General features: G+C 56.7%; 14 protein-coding genes. 3 read left to right on the top strand and 11 right to left on the bottom strand.

The window, feature by feature from the left end; translation table 11 throughout:
* Nucleotides 1-49: 49 nt before the first annotated feature.
* The 5 genes from ubiB to udp all read right to left on the bottom strand — a co-directional run bounded on the left by ubiB (nucleotide 50) and on the right by udp (nucleotide 5,486).
* On the bottom strand, nucleotides 50-1,690 hold the full coding sequence (ubiB, locus tag HWQ15_RS09370) for a ubiquinone biosynthesis regulatory protein kinase UbiB (protein ID WP_022646675.1): 1,641 nt from the start codon (nucleotides 1,688-1,690) through the stop codon (nucleotides 50-52).
* Nucleotides 1,687-2,292 (bottom strand): ubiquinone biosynthesis protein UbiJ, encoded by a 606-nt coding sequence (gene ubiJ / locus HWQ15_RS09365; protein ID WP_022646674.1) that lies wholly within the window; start codon nucleotides 2,290-2,292, stop codon nucleotides 1,687-1,689. The genes ubiB and ubiJ overlap by 4 nt, the downstream gene beginning before the upstream one ends.
* A 13-nt stretch (nucleotides 2,293-2,305) precedes the next feature.
* On the bottom strand, nucleotides 2,306-3,061 hold the full coding sequence (ubiE, locus tag HWQ15_RS09360; RefSeq protein WP_022646673.1) for a bifunctional demethylmenaquinone methyltransferase/2-methoxy-6-polyprenyl-1,4-benzoquinol methylase UbiE: 756 nt from the start codon (nucleotides 3,059-3,061) through the stop codon (nucleotides 2,306-2,308).
* 66 nt (nucleotides 3,062-3,127) lie between these two features.
* Nucleotides 3,128-4,585, bottom strand: coding sequence for a DNA recombination protein RmuC (rmuC, locus tag HWQ15_RS09355; protein WP_023299053.1), 1,458 nt, complete (start codon nucleotides 4,583-4,585; stop codon nucleotides 3,128-3,130).
* Nucleotides 4,586-4,724: 139 nt separating this feature from the next.
* Nucleotides 4,725-5,486 carry a uridine phosphorylase gene (gene udp / locus HWQ15_RS09350; RefSeq protein ID WP_003860792.1) on the bottom strand — a complete coding sequence of 254 codons (762 nt, stop codon included), beginning with the start codon at nucleotides 5,484-5,486 and terminating at the stop codon, nucleotides 4,725-4,727.
* A gap of 259 nt (nucleotides 5,487-5,745) precedes the next feature.
* Between udp and HWQ15_RS09345 the strand changes: the two genes are divergently transcribed.
* Nucleotides 5,746-6,552, top strand: a complete 807-nt coding sequence (locus HWQ15_RS09345) for a dienelactone hydrolase family protein (RefSeq protein WP_023299052.1) — start codon at nucleotides 5,746-5,748, stop codon at nucleotides 6,550-6,552.
* A 47-nt stretch (nucleotides 6,553-6,599) separates the two neighbouring features.
* Here HWQ15_RS09345 and metE read toward each other — a convergent pair whose 3' ends face one another.
* The gene (gene metE, locus HWQ15_RS09340) at nucleotides 6,600-8,861 is read right to left on the bottom strand and encodes a 5-methyltetrahydropteroyltriglutamate--homocysteine S-methyltransferase (RefSeq protein ID WP_023299051.1); all 2,262 of its coding nucleotides are present in this window, start codon (nucleotides 8,859-8,861) and stop codon (nucleotides 6,600-6,602) included.
* A 115-nt stretch (nucleotides 8,862-8,976) separates the two neighbouring features.
* Between metE and metR the strand changes: the two genes are divergently transcribed.
* Nucleotides 8,977-9,930: an HTH-type transcriptional regulator MetR gene (gene metR / locus HWQ15_RS09335; protein ID WP_015570000.1), complete on the top strand. Its 954-nt coding sequence runs from the start codon at nucleotides 8,977-8,979 to the stop codon at nucleotides 9,928-9,930.
* On the opposite strand, the gene HWQ15_RS09330 is transcribed toward metR, so the two are convergent.
* From HWQ15_RS09330 to pldB, 3 genes are all read right to left on the bottom strand, one after another.
* The gene (locus HWQ15_RS09330) at nucleotides 9,818-10,717 is read right to left on the bottom strand and encodes a carboxylate/amino acid/amine transporter (RefSeq protein WP_045309031.1); all 900 of its coding nucleotides are present in this window, start codon (nucleotides 10,715-10,717) and stop codon (nucleotides 9,818-9,820) included. The genes metR and HWQ15_RS09330 overlap by 113 nt on opposite strands.
* Nucleotides 10,718-10,799: 82 nt before the next feature.
* Nucleotides 10,800-11,600, bottom strand: coding sequence for a sugar/pyridoxal phosphate phosphatase YigL (yigL, locus tag HWQ15_RS09325; protein WP_023299050.1), 801 nt, complete (start codon nucleotides 11,598-11,600; stop codon nucleotides 10,800-10,802).
* A 31-nt stretch (nucleotides 11,601-11,631) separates the two neighbouring features.
* Nucleotides 11,632-12,624 carry a lysophospholipase L2 gene (pldB, locus tag HWQ15_RS09320; RefSeq protein ID WP_022646668.1) on the bottom strand — a complete coding sequence of 331 codons (993 nt, stop codon included), beginning with the start codon at nucleotides 12,622-12,624 and terminating at the stop codon, nucleotides 11,632-11,634.
* Nucleotides 12,625-12,735: 111 nt separating this feature from the next.
* Here pldB and rhtB point away from each other — a divergent pair, with 111 nt between their 5' ends.
* The gene (gene rhtB, locus HWQ15_RS09315; RefSeq protein WP_006812363.1) at nucleotides 12,736-13,356 is read left to right on the top strand and encodes a homoserine/homoserine lactone efflux protein; all 621 of its coding nucleotides are present in this window, start codon (nucleotides 12,736-12,738) and stop codon (nucleotides 13,354-13,356) included.
* Here the strand turns inward: rhtB and rhtC are convergent.
* Nucleotides 13,353-13,973 (bottom strand): threonine export protein RhtC, encoded by a 621-nt coding sequence (gene rhtC, locus HWQ15_RS09310; protein WP_063148959.1) that lies wholly within the window; start codon nucleotides 13,971-13,973, stop codon nucleotides 13,353-13,355. The two genes, rhtB and rhtC, sit on opposite strands and share 4 nt — an antisense overlap.
* Nucleotides 13,974-14,034: 61 nt before the next feature.
* On the bottom strand, nucleotides 14,035-15,864 hold the full coding sequence (recQ, locus tag HWQ15_RS09305) for an ATP-dependent DNA helicase RecQ (RefSeq protein WP_048965845.1): 1,830 nt from the start codon (nucleotides 15,862-15,864) through the stop codon (nucleotides 14,035-14,037).
* Nucleotides 15,865-15,925 lie beyond the last annotated feature (61 nt).

Raw genomic sequence — 15,925 nt, 5'->3', positions numbered from 1 at the left:
TTAGTCAGATCGCATTATACGTATGCAATCCCTCGATAGCGACGCTAATTCAGCGTGTTTTTTGCCAGCCAGCAAGCCAGACAACCACACCGGCAGCCATAATCCAGGCTGGCATCATTTCCCAGTCCGGACGATTGATCAACAGCAACGTGCCGCTTATCAGCAGCGTCGCGCCAATTCCGAAGAGATAGCGGGACTGCCCCTGACGCACGCGACTGGATTGAAGCTCGTGCGCGATTTTATCCATGCTGTGCTGAAGGTTCTTGCTCTGACGCAAACTGTCGTAAACCAGTTCAGGAATTTCTGGCATTTTTTCAATCCAGAACGGGCCTTTCTCTTTAAGCGAGCGAACCAGGGCTGGAATACCGACCTGATCCTTAATCCAGGATTCGAGGAACGGTTTCGCGGTTTTCCACAAGTCTAACTGAGGATAGAGCTGGCGGCCTACACCCTCAACGTAAAGTAATGTTTTCTGAAGTAAAACTAATTGTGGCTGCACTTCCATATTAAAACGGCGTGCGGTGTTGAACAGGTTGAGCAGAACATGCCCGAAAGAGATCTCTGAGAGCGGCTTTTCAAAAATTGGCTCACAGACGGTACGGATCGCAAATTCAAACTCTTCCACGTTGGTATCTGGCGGAACCCAGCCTGAATCCACGTGCAGTTCGGCCACCTTACGGTAGTCGCGATTGAAGAAAGCGATAAAGTTCTCGGCGAGATAACGCTTATCCTCTTTATTCAGCGAGCCGACAATACCGCAGTCGATGCCAATGTACTTCGGATCTTCCGGGTGCTCATAGCTGACGAAAATGTTGCCCGGATGCATGTCAGCATGGAAGAAGCTGTCGCGGAAAACCTGAGTAAAGAAGACCTGCACGCCGCGCTCGGCCAGCAGCTTCATGTTTGTGCCCTGTTTTTCCAGCGCTACCACGTCCGAGACCGGGATGCCGTAGATACGTTCCATCACCATCATGTTCTGACTGCAATAGTCAGAATAGACTTCCGGAACATACAGCATCGGACTGTCTTCAAAGTTTCGACGCAGCTGAATGGCGTTCGCCGATTCACGCAGCAGGTTAAGTTCATCGATGAGCGTTTTTTCGTATTCCCGTACCACTTCCAGCGGACGCAGACGGCGGCCATCCGGCAACAGACGCGGCACCCAGCGAGCCAGGCGATAGATCAGCTTCATGTCCGCTCTGATAACCGGCAGGATATCCGGGCGAATCACCTTAATGACCACCTCTTTGCCATTCTCCTTCAGGCGCGCGGTGTGAACCTGCGCAATAGAGGCAGAGGCCAGAGGCTGAATGTCGAAATCATCAAACCAGGTCTCGATGGGGATATTGCCCATCGCTTCTTCGATTTGTTTCTTCGCTCTCTCTCCGTCAAACGGAGCGACGCGGTCCTGCAATAGCGCGAGCTGATCGGCAATCTGCGGCGGGAAAAGGTCGCGACGCGTTGAGAGCATCTGCCCAAACTTGATCCAGACCGGTCCCAGCTCCTGCAACGCAAGACGCAGGCGTGCGCCCAGCTCCTGATCCTTATGGCGATTCGGCATCCAGAACAGCGTGCGACGCCAAAGCCGAAGCGGCAGGGTGATACGCATTCTGGGGATAAGCTCGTCGAGCCCGTAGCTCAAAAAGGTGCGAACGATAAAATAGAGGCGCCGAATTTCACCAGGCGTCATTTGCCCTCCAGTTTTTCAAGCCGTTTGGTTAACGCATCAACTGCGCGCTCAACTGCCGCGGTCTCTTCTGCAAACCAGGCGACTTCTAAAGGCCCAGGCGCCATACGCCACTCTTCGGTCAGCACCTCGGCAGCATAGCGCTGTTGACGGAGCAGGCCTTTACGCAGGAAAGTGGAACCCGTGCGCAGCGTTTTGCTTATCCCTTCAGCCGCGATGTCGCCGATATAGGGCGCCAGCAGTTCCGCGGGGTCAAATTCAGCCTGATCGCTGAGTGCAACGAAGTTCTGTACCACCTGAATATCGCCCTCGACCTCCAGCTCACCGCTGCGAATAAGCGCCGTCATCTGCTGACGGTCACGCAGTTTTGGCAATACGCTCATGTGCGTAATCACCGAGCAGTCAGCCTCGCCTTCCCACTCCCCCAGAACGTCAAGCTGGCGTTCGCTGAAGACCAGCACAAGCGGCGTCGAGAACTCTTTTAAAACGATACGCAGCACCTTTCCGTTAAGCCGCTGACGTGCGGTTTTCAGCGCCGGGGCGCGATACAGAAAGGCATTCAGTACATTCTCGATGCCTGCGGTGACTAAGGGTTTAATGGGCACGGGAAACCTCCACTCAGAACTTGTAACCACGATGCAGCGCGACGACACCCGCCGTCATATTGAAGTATTCCACGTTTTCAAACTCCGCATCCTGCATCATCGCTTTCAGCGTGTCCTGATCCGGGTGCATTCGGATGGATTCGGCCAGATAACGGTAACTTTCTGCATCGTTTGCCACCAGCTCGCCGATGCGCGGCAGAACGTGGAAGGAATAGGCATCGTAAGCTTTGCTCAGCGGGTCGATAATCGGTTTAGAAAACTCGAGTACCAGCAGTCGGCCGCCCGGCTTCAGCACGCGGTACATAGAGCGCAGCGCTTTATCTTTATCGGTCACGTTACGCAGGCCGAAGGAGATGGTGATGCAGTCGAACGTATTGTCCGGGAACGGCAGCGCTTCGGCGTTGGCCTGAACATATTCAACGTTGCCTACCACGCCGATGTTACGCAGCTTTTCGCGTCCCATTTTCAGCATGGAGTCGTTGATATCTGCCAGCACCACGCGACCGGTTTCGCCAACCAGACGGGAGAATTTAGCGGTCAGATCCCCTGTGCCGCCGGCTAAATCCAGCACCTTTTGTCCACGGCGCACGCCGCTGCAATCAATAGTGAAGCGCTTCCACAAGCGATGAATGCCAAACGACATCAAATCATTCATCACATCGTACTTCGCCGCCACGGAATGAAATACGTGGGCCACCATGTCAGCTTTCTGCGCTTTGGCGACAGTCTGAAAGCCAAAGTGCGTTGTGTCTTGTGAATCGTCAACCATCTCAGAGCCTGCTAATCAGTCAAATGTTCGTGAAGTGTAACAGATTGGGCGCATTTGCCCTACGTTTCAACCACCGTGAAAGAAACGCGCCGACTGCGCTTCGGGGGATAAACTCGCCGCTAACCCATTGTCTTCATTGCGGCTATTTTGCTCACCATCGCCTTCACGCAGACGAAACTCTTCGTCCTGAGCCGTAGCCTGCTCCACCAGTTCCGGATTAATCTCGCGTTTAACTTCCACCCCCAGGCTGCGAAACGCCTCCGCCTGCGCCAGCAAATTGCCGCGCCCGGAGGAGAGTTTTTTCATTGCCTGGCGGTAGTTATCCTGCGCGCGATCCAGGCTTTGCCCCACCGAGGACATATCGTCCACAAACAGCCGCATTTTGTCGTACAGCTTGCTGGCGCGATCGGCAATCTGCTGTGCGTTTCGGCTTTGGTGCTCATAACGCCACAGGTTGGCAATGGTACGTAACGCCACCAGCAGCGTGGTGGGGCTGACCAGCATAATGTTATTTTTCAGCGCTTCGGTGATCAGTTCGGGCTGTCTGTCGAGCGCCAGCAGGAAGGCTGGCTCAACCGGAATGAACATCAGCACATAATCCAGCGATCGCAGCCCCGGCAACTGTTGATAATCTTTTCTGCCCAGCAGACGGATATGGTTACGCACGGAGGCGATATGCTCCTGCAACGCTGTTTCGCGGGTATAGTCATCTTCCGCGTTGAAGTAGCGCTCATAGGCCACCAGCGTCATTTTGGCGTCGATAACCACATCTTTGCCCTGCGGCAGACGAACAATGACATCCGGCTGCATTCGCGAGCGCGCATCGTTTTCAATGCTGACCTGCGTTTCGTATTCGTATCCTTCACGCAGGCCAGAGGCCTCCAGCACGCGCGTCATGACCACTTCGCCCCAGTTTCCCTGCGCTTTGTTATCACCTTTCAGTGCGCGCGTCAGGTTAACCGCCTCCTGAGCCATCTGCGCATTCAGCTGCTGGAGATTACGGATCTCATGCGCCAGCGTGTGGCGCTCGCGAGCCTCCTGACCAAAGCTGTCCTGCACCTGACGGCGAAAGCCGTCCAGCTGTTCACGCAGCGGCGTCAGCAGGCTGTTCAGGCTCTGGCGGTTCTGCTCATCCACGCGGCGATTGCTGTGCTCAAAAATGCGGTTCGCAAGGTTCTCAAACTGCTCGCTAAGACGCTGCTCGCTGTTGATCATCTGACGGATTTTGTCTTCGGCGTGCAGTTGGGTGGATTCAAGGCGGGTGGTCACTTCCCGGAGATCGGCCTCCAGCGAGGTGTTAATGTCGCGCAGATTGCGCAGTTCGTTATTGAGCAGTTCACACTCATCGCGCCAGTGGTCACACAGCGCAAGCTGTTGTTTCGTCGCGCTGAGTTCGGCGACGATCTCTTCGCGCTCTGCCAGCTGATCGGCTTTCTGCTGAGCATGTTGGTAGCCGCAAATGAGCCAGCCAATCCCCACGCTCACCAGCGCAACTACCGCATAAACCAGGATTGAGATATCCACAATGCCCCCTGCATCCACGTCTAACCCGCACAAAATAGAATTGTGCTGTATGAACGTCCAGTTTGAAAGGGTTTTCCTGCGAGGCGTTACGCAAAAAAGAAAGGCCGAGCATGTCGGCCTTTTAGCACTGAAGAGAGAATTAGATCAGACGGCGCGCCGCTTCAACCACGATTTTCACCGCATGGCTTTCAGTCTGCTTCATGGTTTCAGCGTTCGGGATCTCCTGCTGGGTACGGTTGACGATAACGCCCGCCACCATACCGGCACGCAGACCCTGGCTTGCGCACATGGTCAGCAGCGTCGCAGATTCCATTTCGTAGTTCATGACGCCCATCGACTGCCACTCTTCCATTGAGCCTTTGAAACGGCTCACCACGCGACCAGAGAAGGTGTCGTAACGCTCCTGGCCCGGGTAGAAGGTATCGGATGATGCCGTGACGCCCACATGGGTGGTGGCGCCCACGGATTTCGCCGCTTCAACCAGTGCGGTGGTGCATTCGAAATCAGCCACTGCCGGGAATTCCATCGGTGCAAAGTGCAGGCTTGCCCCGTCCAGACGCACGGATGCGGTGGTAACCAGCACGTCGCCCACGTTGATGTGCGGCTGAATGGCGCCTGTGGTGCCAATGCGCAGGAAAGTACGAATGCCCAGCTGTGCCAGCTCTTCAACGGCGATAGAGGTAGACGGGCCACCGATACCGGTAGAGCACACGATCACCGCTTTACCGTCCAGCTCTGCGCGCCAGGTGGTGAATTCGCGATGCGCTGCCAGCTTAACCGGCTTATCCATCAGCGCGGCGATCTTTTCCACACGCTCAGGATCGCCAGGGACGATAGCAAGCGTAGCCCCTTGTAAATCGTTTTTAGTGAGGCCGAGATGAAAAACATCAGACTTAGACATAGGTGACTCCTCTGTGGGTCGGTTTGTCAGAAGAAGTAAAACGGTACTTTACAGAAGCAATGTGCATTATTTCGTGACACACCTCACCATGAATGAAAATGATTGCAGTTAATTTCCATAAAATAGTGATTCACATCACATTAACAAGTTATATCGCCGGGTGCTGCACAAAAGATAGACGCTATAAGGCACTGTGGGTTGTTAACCTGGTGTCTATATTTATCTTTGCGCTAATCCATTCATTGGTACGGAGAATGCCATGACTGAAAAAACCGGTTTTGCACCTGCTGCGGCCCCGCATGCTTCAACCATCGTCTCAACCCCTGAAGAGGCCATTACCGCAGGCGAGACCTCCATTCCCTCCCAGGGAGAGAACATGCCAGCGTACCACGCGCGGCCAAAATCCGCCGATGGCCCGCTGCCCATCGTGATCGTGGTGCAGGAAATATTTGGCGTTCATGAACATATTCGCGACCTCTGCCGCCGTCTGGCGCTGGAAGGTTACCTGGCCGTTGCGCCGGAACTCTATTTCCGTCAGGGCGATCCGAATGATTACAGTGACATCCCGACGCTGTTCAGCAACCTGGTCAGCAAAGTGCCGGACGCGCAGGTGCTGGCCGATCTCGACCACGTTGCCAGCTGGGCAGCGCGCAACGGTGGCGATGCGCATCGTCTGATGGTGACTGGCTTCTGTTGGGGCGGACGCATTAGCTGGTTGTACGCCGCGCATAACCCGCAGCTAAAAGCGGCCGTGGCCTGGTACGGCAAGCTGGTGGGTGAAAAAACGCTGAATTCACCGAAGCAACCTGTTGATATTGCCACGGATTTAAATGCGCCTGTGTTGGGGCTCTATGGCGGTCAGGATACCGGGATCCCGCTTGATACGGTCGAGACCATGCGCCATGCGTTGCGCGCAGCAAACGCGAAGGCGGAAATTGTGGTGTATCCGGAAGCCGGGCACGCCTTTAATGCCGATTATCGTCCGAGCTATCATGCGGAATCGGCGAAAGATGGCTGGCAGCGGATGCTGACATGGTTTAGCCAGTACGGCGGGAAAAAAGCGTAAAAGCAAAAAGCCCGGTGGCGGCTACGCCTGACCGGGCCTACATTTCATCAAGCCTGACGCAAATTCTGCGCCGCCTGCACCATGTTCGCCAGCGCCGCGCGGGTTTCAGGCCAGCCACGGGTTTTCAGGCCGCAGTCCGGGTTTACCCACAGACGTTCCGCCGGGATGCGCTGGGCCGCTTTTTGCAGCAGCGATTCAATCCACTCCACGCTTGGCACATTCGGGGAGTGAATGTCGTACACGCCCGGCCCGATTTCGTTCGGGTAGTCGAACTCTTCGAACGACTCCAGCAGTTCCATGTCTGAACGCGAGGTCTCGATGGTGATCACATCGGCGTCGAGCGCGGCAATGGAGTCCATGATGTCGTTAAATTCGCAGTAACACATGTGGGTGTGGATCTGCGTATCGTCCTTCGCGACGGCCGCGTTGAGGCGGAACGCCTCCACGCCCCACTGTAAGTAAGCATCCCAGTCGCTGCGACGCAGCGGCAAACCTTCACGCAGCGCAGGTTCGTCGATCTGAATGATGCCAATCCCGGCCGCTTCCAGATCCGCAACTTCATCGCGCAGCGCCAGGGCGATCTGTTTGGCGATGGTTTCCCGGGTTACGTCTTCACGCGGGAACGACCAGCAGAGAATGGTCACCGGACCCGTCAGCATGCCTTTTACCGGTTTGTCGGTCAGAGACTGGGCATACTTCGCCCACTCCACGGTAATCGCTTCCGGGCGGCTGACGTCGCCGATTACCACCGGCGGCTTCACGCAGCGGGAGCCGTAGCTCTGCACCCAACCGTTCTGGGTAAAGACAAACCCGTCCAGGTGCTCACCGAAGTATTCCACCATGTCGTTACGCTCGGCTTCACCGTGCACCAGCACGTCCAGACCTAAACGTTCCTGCTCGATAATCGCCTGTTTGATGTGTTCCGCAATACCGGTGCGATAGTGATTCGCATCCAGATTGCCCTTTTTGAAGTCCAGGCGCAGGCTGCGGATCTCGGTAGTCTGCGGGAAGGAGCCGATTGTTGTGGTCGGCCACGCGGGCAGGTTAAAGCGCGCACGCTGGGCTTCGGCGCGCACTTCATACGGGCTCTGGCGCTGGCTGTCCCGGGCGGTGATGGCCGCCAGACGTTTTTCCACTGCCGGGTTATGCACGCGCGTCGAGTGACGGCGCGCCTGGATCGGAGCGCTCCAGTCGCTAATCGCTGCCGTGTCGCCGCTGTTCAACGCGTCGCGCAGCAGAGCCAGCTCCTCACACTTTTGCAGGGCGAAGGCAAACCAGCTTTTCACCTCAGGGTCGAGTCGGGTCTCCACGCTCAGGTCAATCGGGCTATGCAGCAGGGAACAGGAAGAGGCCACCCACAATTCACGTTTACCGACTATGTCTTTAATTTGTGCATATTTCTCGGTGAGATCGGCACGCCAGACGTTACGACCATTCACCAGACCGGCAGAGAGCAGCCAGTCCACTGGCAGACGCTTGTGCAACTCTGCTACATCGTCTTTGCCGTGAACGAGGTCAACGTGCAGACCCTGAACCGGCAGCGCGGTAATGGTTTTCAGGTTCGGCGTTACGCCTTCGAAGTAGGTGGTCAGCAGCAGCTTCACCTGCCCGGTGAGCGCGTTATACGCCGGTTTGAAGGCGTCCAGCCACGCCTGCGGCAGCTCAAGCACCAGCGCCGGTTCATCGATTTGCACCCACTGAATGCCGCGTTTGCCCAGCTCAATCAGCACCTGCTTATAAACCGGCAGAATGTCGTTCAGCAGGCTGAGGCGGTCGAACTGTTCGCCTTTCACTTTGCCCAGCCACAGGTAGGTTATCGGCCCCAGCAGCACGGGTTTCACCTGGTGACCCAGCGCCAGCGCTTCGTCCACTTCATCCAGAAGCTGGGTCCAGGTCAGTTTGAACTGCTGGCCTTTAACGAACTCCGGCACCATATAGTGATAGTTGGTGTTGAACCACTTGGTCATTTCCGCCGCCGCCGCTGGCTCACCCGTTGGCGCGCGGCCACGGCCGATGCGGAACAGGGTATCGATATCCACCGATCCATCGTTGTTCTGATGACGAGCCGGCACGTTGCCAAGCAGCAGGCTGGTGGTCAGAACATGGTCGTACCAGGCGAAATCGCCCACCGGCAGCAGGTCAATGCCCGCCTGTTTTTGCTGATCCCAGTGACGCGCGCGCAGCTCACGTCCCACCGCCAGCAGTTCTTCACGGGTGGCGTTACCTGCCCAGTAGCTTTCTTGCGCTTTTTTTAGCTCGCGACGCAGGCCAACGCGAGGGAAACCGAGAGTGTGAGTGCGGATTGTCATGGTATGCCCCTTGTGAAATTCGTTATTTAGACGTCCAGATGTTTACACATCTATAATTGGCAGGTACTGTATATTCCTCAAGCGCAAAATGTTCATGGCGAAGTGAAGGACTTTCATGATCGAGATAAAACACCTGAAAACGCTACAAGCGTTGCGGAACTGCGGTTCTCTTGCGGCGGCAGCGGCCACGCTGCACCAGACTCAGTCTGCCCTTTCTCACCAGTTCAGCGATCTGGAACAACGCCTCGGCTTTCGTCTTTTTGTGCGTAAGAGCCAGCCTTTGCGCTTTACGCCGCAGGGCGAAATTTTGCTTCAGCTGGCGAACCAGGTGCTGCCGCAGATTGCCAGCGCGTTGCAGTCCTGCAACGAGCCGCAGCAGACCACCCTGCGCATCGCCATTGAGTGTCACAGCTGTATTCAGTGGCTGACCCCCGCGCTTGAGAACTTCCGCCAGAAGTGGCCGCAGGTGGAGATGGACTTCAAGTCCGGCGTCACGTTTGATCCGCAGCCGTCGCTTCAGCAGGGTGAGCTGGATCTGGTGATGACCTCAGATATTCTGCCGCGCAGCGGTCTGCACTATTCGCCAATGTTTGATTTTGAGGTGCGTCTGGTGCTGGCCCCGGACCATCCGCTGGCCGCCAAAACGCGTATCACGCCGGAAGATCTGGCAACGGAGACGCTGCTGATTTACCCGGTACAGCGCAGTCGTCTGGATATCTGGCGCCATTTCCTGCAACCCGCGGGCATCAGCCCACAGCTGAAAAGCGTGGATAACACGCTGCTGTTAATTCAGATGGTGGCGGCCAGAATGGGAATTGCGGCGCTGCCGCACTGGGTGGTCGAGACGGTTGAACGCCAGGGTCTGGTGGTTACCAAAACCCTGGGTGAAGGACTGTGGAGCCGGCTGTACGCCGCCGTGCGCGACGGCGAGCAGCGTCAGCCGATTACGGAAGCGTTTATTCGCTCAGCGCGGAACCACGCGTGCGACCATCTTCCGTTTGTGCGGAGCGCGGAGCGACCCAGCGGCGATGTACCCACAGCGAAGCCAGGATCACCGTTCCCCCAATAAGGAAACTCGGCCAGTGCGGCTGTTCCTGCCAGATGGCGAGGTTCACCAGTAGCCCCGCCGGCACGTGCACGTTGTTCATGATCCCCAGCGTTCCGGCGTCTACCTGCGTCGCGCCGTAGTTCCACATAAAGTAGCCCAGCCCCGAGGCCACCACGCCCAGCCAGACCAGAACGCTCCACTGCACGGTGGTGGTCGGCAGCTTTTGCGGGTTGCCGAGCATAAACCATGCCGCAATCGCGACAATCGCCGCGCCCATATAGAACCACGCAAACGCGTTATGCTGCGGCATCGGGCGGGTCTCCATCAGGCGTTTGTAGCCCACCATCCCGATGGCGAAGCTGATATTGGCCAGCTGGACGAACATCAGCCCGGTCCAGAAGTGATCGCTCACCTTGTCATAGCGAATTATCGCCGCGCCAATGACTGCCAGCGCCGCGCTCAGCAGATATCCCCAGCGCAGGCGGCGCCTGCTGAGCAGGTCGTAAATCAGCGTGATATAGAGCGGCGTGAGCACGGTAAAGAGTAGAAATTCCGAGACGGAGAGGTAGACGTAAGCCCGGAAGCTGAACAGGTACATGATGCCGAGCTGCATTGCGCCTACCAGCATGTACAGCAGAATGGTTTTCAGCGATTGCCCGCGGGTACGCAGGAACGGCAGGAACACCAGCGCCGCCAGCCCCACACGCATCAGCACCGAAAAGTAGCTGTCGACCGATCCGGCAAGGTATTCGCCAATCAGGCTAAAGGAGAAGGCCCACAGGATAGTGGTGATAATGAGTAGCGCCACAATGCTTGTCTCTCAGAAAGAAGGAGAGGCATTGTAGCGAACTCTTTAGTTGACATCTGAACAATAAACAATCAAATGAAGATTATTCAAGGAACAGTTTGCGCAAATACTTAGGTACCGCGTTGTCTGCGTTGGTGCCAATCACTTCCAGCTCCGGGTGCAGATCTTTCAGGCGCTGGTGCGCGTTCTGCATGATGCAGCCTTTGCCCGCCATGGAGAGCATCTCGGCATCGTTCATGCCATCGCCGAACGCGATGCAGTCTTTCAGATCAAAGCCCAGACGCTTCGCGACCGCTTCCAGCGCGTGACCTTTGGACACCCCGCCCGCCATCACTTCCAGACAAGTCAGCGTGGAGAAGCTAACGTTCACGCGGTCTCCCCAGCGGGCGTTGATCGCCTGCTCCAGCGGAAGCAGCGCTTCGTGACTTTCGCAGGTAAAGAACACCTTGCTGATCCCTTCAGGATCCAGCAAACCCGGTTCATACAGGGAGTAGTTGAAGACGGCTTCCTTGAAGAAACGCATTTCGTCCGGGCGATGACGGTTCATAAACCACTCGTCGTCGCGATAAACGTTAGTGACGATATCCGGGTTGTTATGCACAATGCCGAACAAATCAGTGGCGATGTCGCGATCGAGATTGTGGGTAAAAATCAGGTTGCCGTCCGTGTCGTGTACGCGCGCACCGTTGGAGGTGATCATGTACGACTTGATCTCAAGGTTATCGCGGATCTGCCCCACGTCCACGTGGTGGCGGCCGGTGGCGAACACAAAGTTCACGCCGCGGGCAGTCAGGAGTTTTAAGGTCTCTTTCGCATAAGGCGACAGGGTGTGGTCGGGGGAAAGCAGCGTGCCATCTAAATCAGATGCAACAACCTGGTACATAGGGATTTCAACCTCTGGTGGAAAACAATAATCAGTTATGCCTGTTGAAAAATTCAACAATGGCGTTGAGCGCGACTGAGCGCATAGCGTCCTTTTCAAAAAGGATCTCATGGTACGCACCGTTGATGACCAGCGGTTTACCCCCTTCACAGGGATGACCCGCCGCGGCGCGAAGTTCACAATAGCGGTCATGCATGCGGTTATCCACCACACGCTCTTCTTCCGCCTGGATCAGGAGCGTCGGCGTGTCATCATCGCCTACGCCCGCCAGCACCTGCTCACCGGCATGAATACCTTCCCGCACCCAGTGCCAGGTGGGGCCGCCGACCCGCAGACGCGGTTCATCGGCATAAAAACGCAGGTTGCGGCGATAACGCTGCCGACTGTGGGTTAACACGTTGATGGCAAACGGCAACGCCCGCCAGCGTCCTGTTCCTATGGCATAGCCTTCACGAATGCGCTGATGGCCCTCAGCCCAGTCGAGAAGATGGCGCACCATCCAGTCAGGAAAACGTATCACAATGCCGTACATCGGCGCGGTCAGCGCAATGGCGTCGCACTGGTGCTTATGGCGCTGCAAAAACAACGTCGAGATCGCGCCCCCCATGGAGTGGGCAAGAATATAACGCTTGCGCCACGGTCCGGGCTGCACTTCCTGCTGCCAGAACGCGGCCAGATCGTCGACGTAATCGCTGAAGTTATCCACGTGGCCGCGATGGGTATCCGGCAGCATCCGGCCGGATAGCCCCTGCCCGCGATGGTCGATAATTAACACATCAAAGCCCAGATGGAACAGGTCATACGCCAGCTCGGCATATTTGATATAGCTTTCGATGCGCCCGGGGCAAACCACAATCACCCGGTCATTTTTTTCATCATGGAAACGAACGAAGCGTACCGGGATATCCCCGACGCCCATAAACTCATCTTCCTCACGCTGGCGCCAGAAATCGGTCAGCGGCCCCATGGAGAAAGCAGCAAATGCGTTTTCTCGTGTTTCCCAGTCCTTTTTCTGCTGAAACATTGGGTTTCCACCCCCCGTAATTCAGGGAATATCGTTTTTTTCGTCACCGGTCACAAAATGACTCAACAATAGCGTATTGTGGCATAAAAACAGACGATCCGGGAGTTTCAAATGACCTTCGAGTGGTGGTTCGCTTACCTGCTGACATCCATCATCCTCAGCCTTTCACCTGGCTCGGGCGCAATCAACACCATGACCACCTCCATTAATCACGGCTATCGCGGCGCGGCGGCGTCAATTGCCGGTTTACAGACAGGGCTTGGCATTCACATTGTGCTGGTGGGGATTGGTCTGGGCACGCTGTTCTCCCGTTCGGTGCTGGCCTTCGAGGTGCTGAAATGGGCTGGCGCAGCGTATCTTATCTGGCTGGGTATTCAACAGTGGCGCGCCGCAGGCTCGATTGATCTGCATACGCTCTCCCGGACGCAAACACGCGGCCACCTGTTTAAGCGCGCGGTATTCGTTAACCTGACCAACCCGAAAAGCATTGTGTTCCTCGCCGCCCTGTTCCCGCAGTTTATCGTGCCGCATCAGCCCCAGGTGATGCAGTACGTGGTGCTGGGCGCGACCACCATTATTGTCGATATCATTGTGATGATTGGTTACGCGACGCTGGCGCAGCGAATTGCGGCGTGGATCAAAGGGCCTAAGCAGATGAAGGCCCTGAACAAAGTCTTTGGTTCGCTGTTTATGCTGGTTGGCGCGCTGCTTGCGTCAGCGCGTCATGCTTAGCGAGAAATGATGAGATGAATGCCGAATCCGGCGAACAGTGCGCCGGCAATGCCGTCGATCCACTTCGCGATGCGCTGGTAGCCGCGACGCATCGCCGGTAAAGCAAACAGGCTTGCCACAACGGTAAACCAGGCGAACGTCTCAACAACGATTAGCAGGAAGATCCCCCAGCGCGCGCCCGCACCGACGTTATCTCCTACAAACAGCGAGAACACAGAGCCGAAGTAAATAATCGCTTTCGGGTTCGCCAGGTTAGTCAGCAGCCCTTTCACAAAGCTACGGCCGCCCGTTGCCAGCTCAACCTTTGGCTCTTCCGGCTTTTTCTCTTCTTTCTTCAGCGCCCCGCGCAGCATCTGGTAGCCCATCCAGCACAGGTACAGACCGCCGCCAACCATGATGATGTTATGCAGCCACGCCATTTTCGCCAGGATCAGGTTCAGACCAAGCAGCGCAACCGACGCCCAGACCATAACGCCCATGGTGATACCGAGCACACCCATCATCGCCTCTTTGCGGGAGCGGCTGACGGCCGTTTGTGACACGAAGAAGAAGTCAGGGCCAGGGCTCATCAGCGCAACGATGTGCACTAACGCCACGGTGAGAAATAGCATTAACATAATTAGCTCGCGGGGAAATAATGTAGTGAGTCATCATCCTGGCACTTTTTCGCCCAGCTGACTACTCCTCATCCTCACCATCAGCGTGGGAACGGATAAGCGCCATAAACTCTTTACCAAAGCGCTCCAGTTTGCGCGTGCCGACGCCGTTGACGCTGAGCATCTCGCTGGCGCTGAGTGGCATTTGCTCGGCCATCTCGATCAGCGTCGCGTCATTGAACACCACGTATGGCGGGATGTTCTCTTCATCGGCAATGGCTTTACGCAGCTTGCGCAGCTTGGCGAACAGCTTGCGATCGTAGTTGCCGCCGTAGGATTTCTGCATCACGCGCGGCTTCAGGGCGACGACGCGCGGAACGGCGAGCTTCAGTTCAACCTCACCGCGCAGGACCGGTCGCGCCGCTTCGGTAAGCTGAAGCGCAGAGTGCTGGGCAATATTTTGCGTGGCAAAGCCGAGATGGATCAGCTGGCGGATGATACTCACCCAGTGCTCATGGCTCTGGTCTTTCCCGATGCCGTAAACCGGCAGCTTGTCGTGCCCCATGTCGCGGATACGCTGGTTGTTAGCCCCGCGCAGCACTTCGACGACGTAGCCCATCCCAAAGCGCTGGTTCACGCGTCCGATAGTCGAGAGCGCTTTGCGCGCGTCCATCAGACCGTCGTACTGCTTCGGCGGGTCGAGGCAGATATCGCAGTTGCCGCACGGCGCCTGACGCCCTTCACCAAAGTAGTTGAGCAGCACCAGACGGCGGCAGGTTTGCGCTTCGGCGAAGGCACCCATCGCGTTAAGCTTGTGGCGTTCGATATCCTGCAACTGCCCCTGCGGTTTCTCCTCGAGACAGCGGCGCAGCCACGCCATATCCGCCGGATCGTAAAACAGCATCGCTTCCGCAGGCAGGCCATCACGCCCGGCGCGACCGGTTTCCTGATAGTAGGATTCGATATTGCGCGGGATATCAAAGTGCACCACAAAGCGCACGTTAGGCTTGTTGATCCCCATCCCGAACGCCACCGTTGCGACCACGATTTGCAGGTCGTCACGCTGGAATTTTTCCTGTACGTCGGCGCGGATGTGGTTTTCTAACCCGGCATGGTATGCCGCCGCGCTAAAGCCGCGATTTTGCAGACGCGCAGCGGTGTCTTCCACCTTCGCGCGGCTGTTGCAGTAGATGATGCCGGACTTGCCGCGCTGCTCCTGCACGTAGCGCAGGAGCTGATCCAGCGGCTTGAATTTTTCCATCAGCATATAGCGGATGTTCGGCCGGTCGAAGCTGCTGACCTGAATATAGGGGTCTTTCAGCCCCAGCAGGCGAACGATGTCCTGACGCGTGGTGTCATCCGCCGTGGCGGTAAGCGCCATAAACGGCAGCTCAGGGAAGCGCTGACGCAGTTGGCCGAGGGCGGCATATTCCGGGCGGAAATCGTGCCCCCACTGGGAGATACAGTGCGCTTCATCCACCGCCAGCAGCACCGGGTTCCAGTGCGCCAGGTGATCGAGGAAGTTGTCCAGCATCAGGCGCTCTGGCGCGATATACAGCAGGCGGATCTGCCCGGTGCGGCACCCGGCCATCACCTCTTGCTGCTGCTCGCGGGTTTGCGTCGAGTTAAGACAGGCCGCCGCCACGCCGTTGGCAAGCAGCTGGTCGACCTGGTCTTTCATCAGGGAAATAAGGGGGGAGACCACAACCGTCAGGCCATTAAGTACCAGCGCGGGCACCTGATAGCAGAGCGATTTTCCGCCGCCGGTCGGCATGACCACCAGGCAATCGCGGCCTTCCAGCACGGTTTCAATGATGGTTTCCTGGCCAGGACGGAACTGCTGGTAGCCAAAGGTTTCATGCAAAACCTGTTTAGCCAGCGATTCCTGATTCAATACTTCCGCCTGCGCCACGTTAACCCCATATGCCAGAAATGAAACAGGCGCTATTTTCAGCGCCTGAGAGAGAAACTTC

This window comes from Enterobacter sp. DSM 30060 (assembly GCF_013375955.1).
Lineage (GTDB): Bacteria > Pseudomonadota > Gammaproteobacteria > Enterobacterales > Enterobacteriaceae > Enterobacter > Enterobacter intestinihominis.
The sequence above is the reverse complement of the archived record's forward strand: the minus strand, read 5'-3'. Positions and strand labels throughout refer to the sequence as shown.

Excerpts from the sequence above, each read along its gene's own strand:
- ubiB (WP_022646675.1), bottom strand. The coding sequence starts at position 1,690 with ATGACGCCTGGTGAAATTCGGCGCCTCTATTTTATCGTTCGCACCTTT.
- ubiE (WP_022646673.1), bottom strand. The coding sequence starts at position 3,061 with ATGGTTGACGATTCACAAGACACAACGCACTTTGGCTTTCAGACTGTC.
- udp (WP_003860792.1), bottom strand. The coding sequence starts at position 5,486 with ATGTCTAAGTCTGATGTTTTTCATCTCGGCCTCACTAAAAACGATTTA.
- HWQ15_RS09345 (WP_023299052.1), top strand. The coding sequence starts at position 5,746 with ATGACTGAAAAAACCGGTTTTGCACCTGCTGCGGCCCCGCATGCTTCA.
- metE (WP_023299051.1), bottom strand. The coding sequence starts at position 8,861 with ATGACAATCCGCACTCACACTCTCGGTTTCCCTCGCGTTGGCCTGCGT.
- metR (WP_015570000.1), top strand. The coding sequence starts at position 8,977 with ATGATCGAGATAAAACACCTGAAAACGCTACAAGCGTTGCGGAACTGC.
- yigL (WP_023299050.1), bottom strand. The coding sequence starts at position 11,600 with ATGTACCAGGTTGTTGCATCTGATTTAGATGGCACGCTGCTTTCCCCC.
- pldB (WP_022646668.1), bottom strand. The coding sequence starts at position 12,624 with ATGTTTCAGCAGAAAAAGGACTGGGAAACACGAGAAAACGCATTTGCT.
- rhtB (WP_006812363.1), top strand. The coding sequence starts at position 12,736 with ATGACCTTCGAGTGGTGGTTCGCTTACCTGCTGACATCCATCATCCTC.
- rhtC (WP_063148959.1), bottom strand. The coding sequence starts at position 13,973 with ATGTTAATGCTATTTCTCACCGTGGCGTTAGTGCACATCGTTGCGCTG.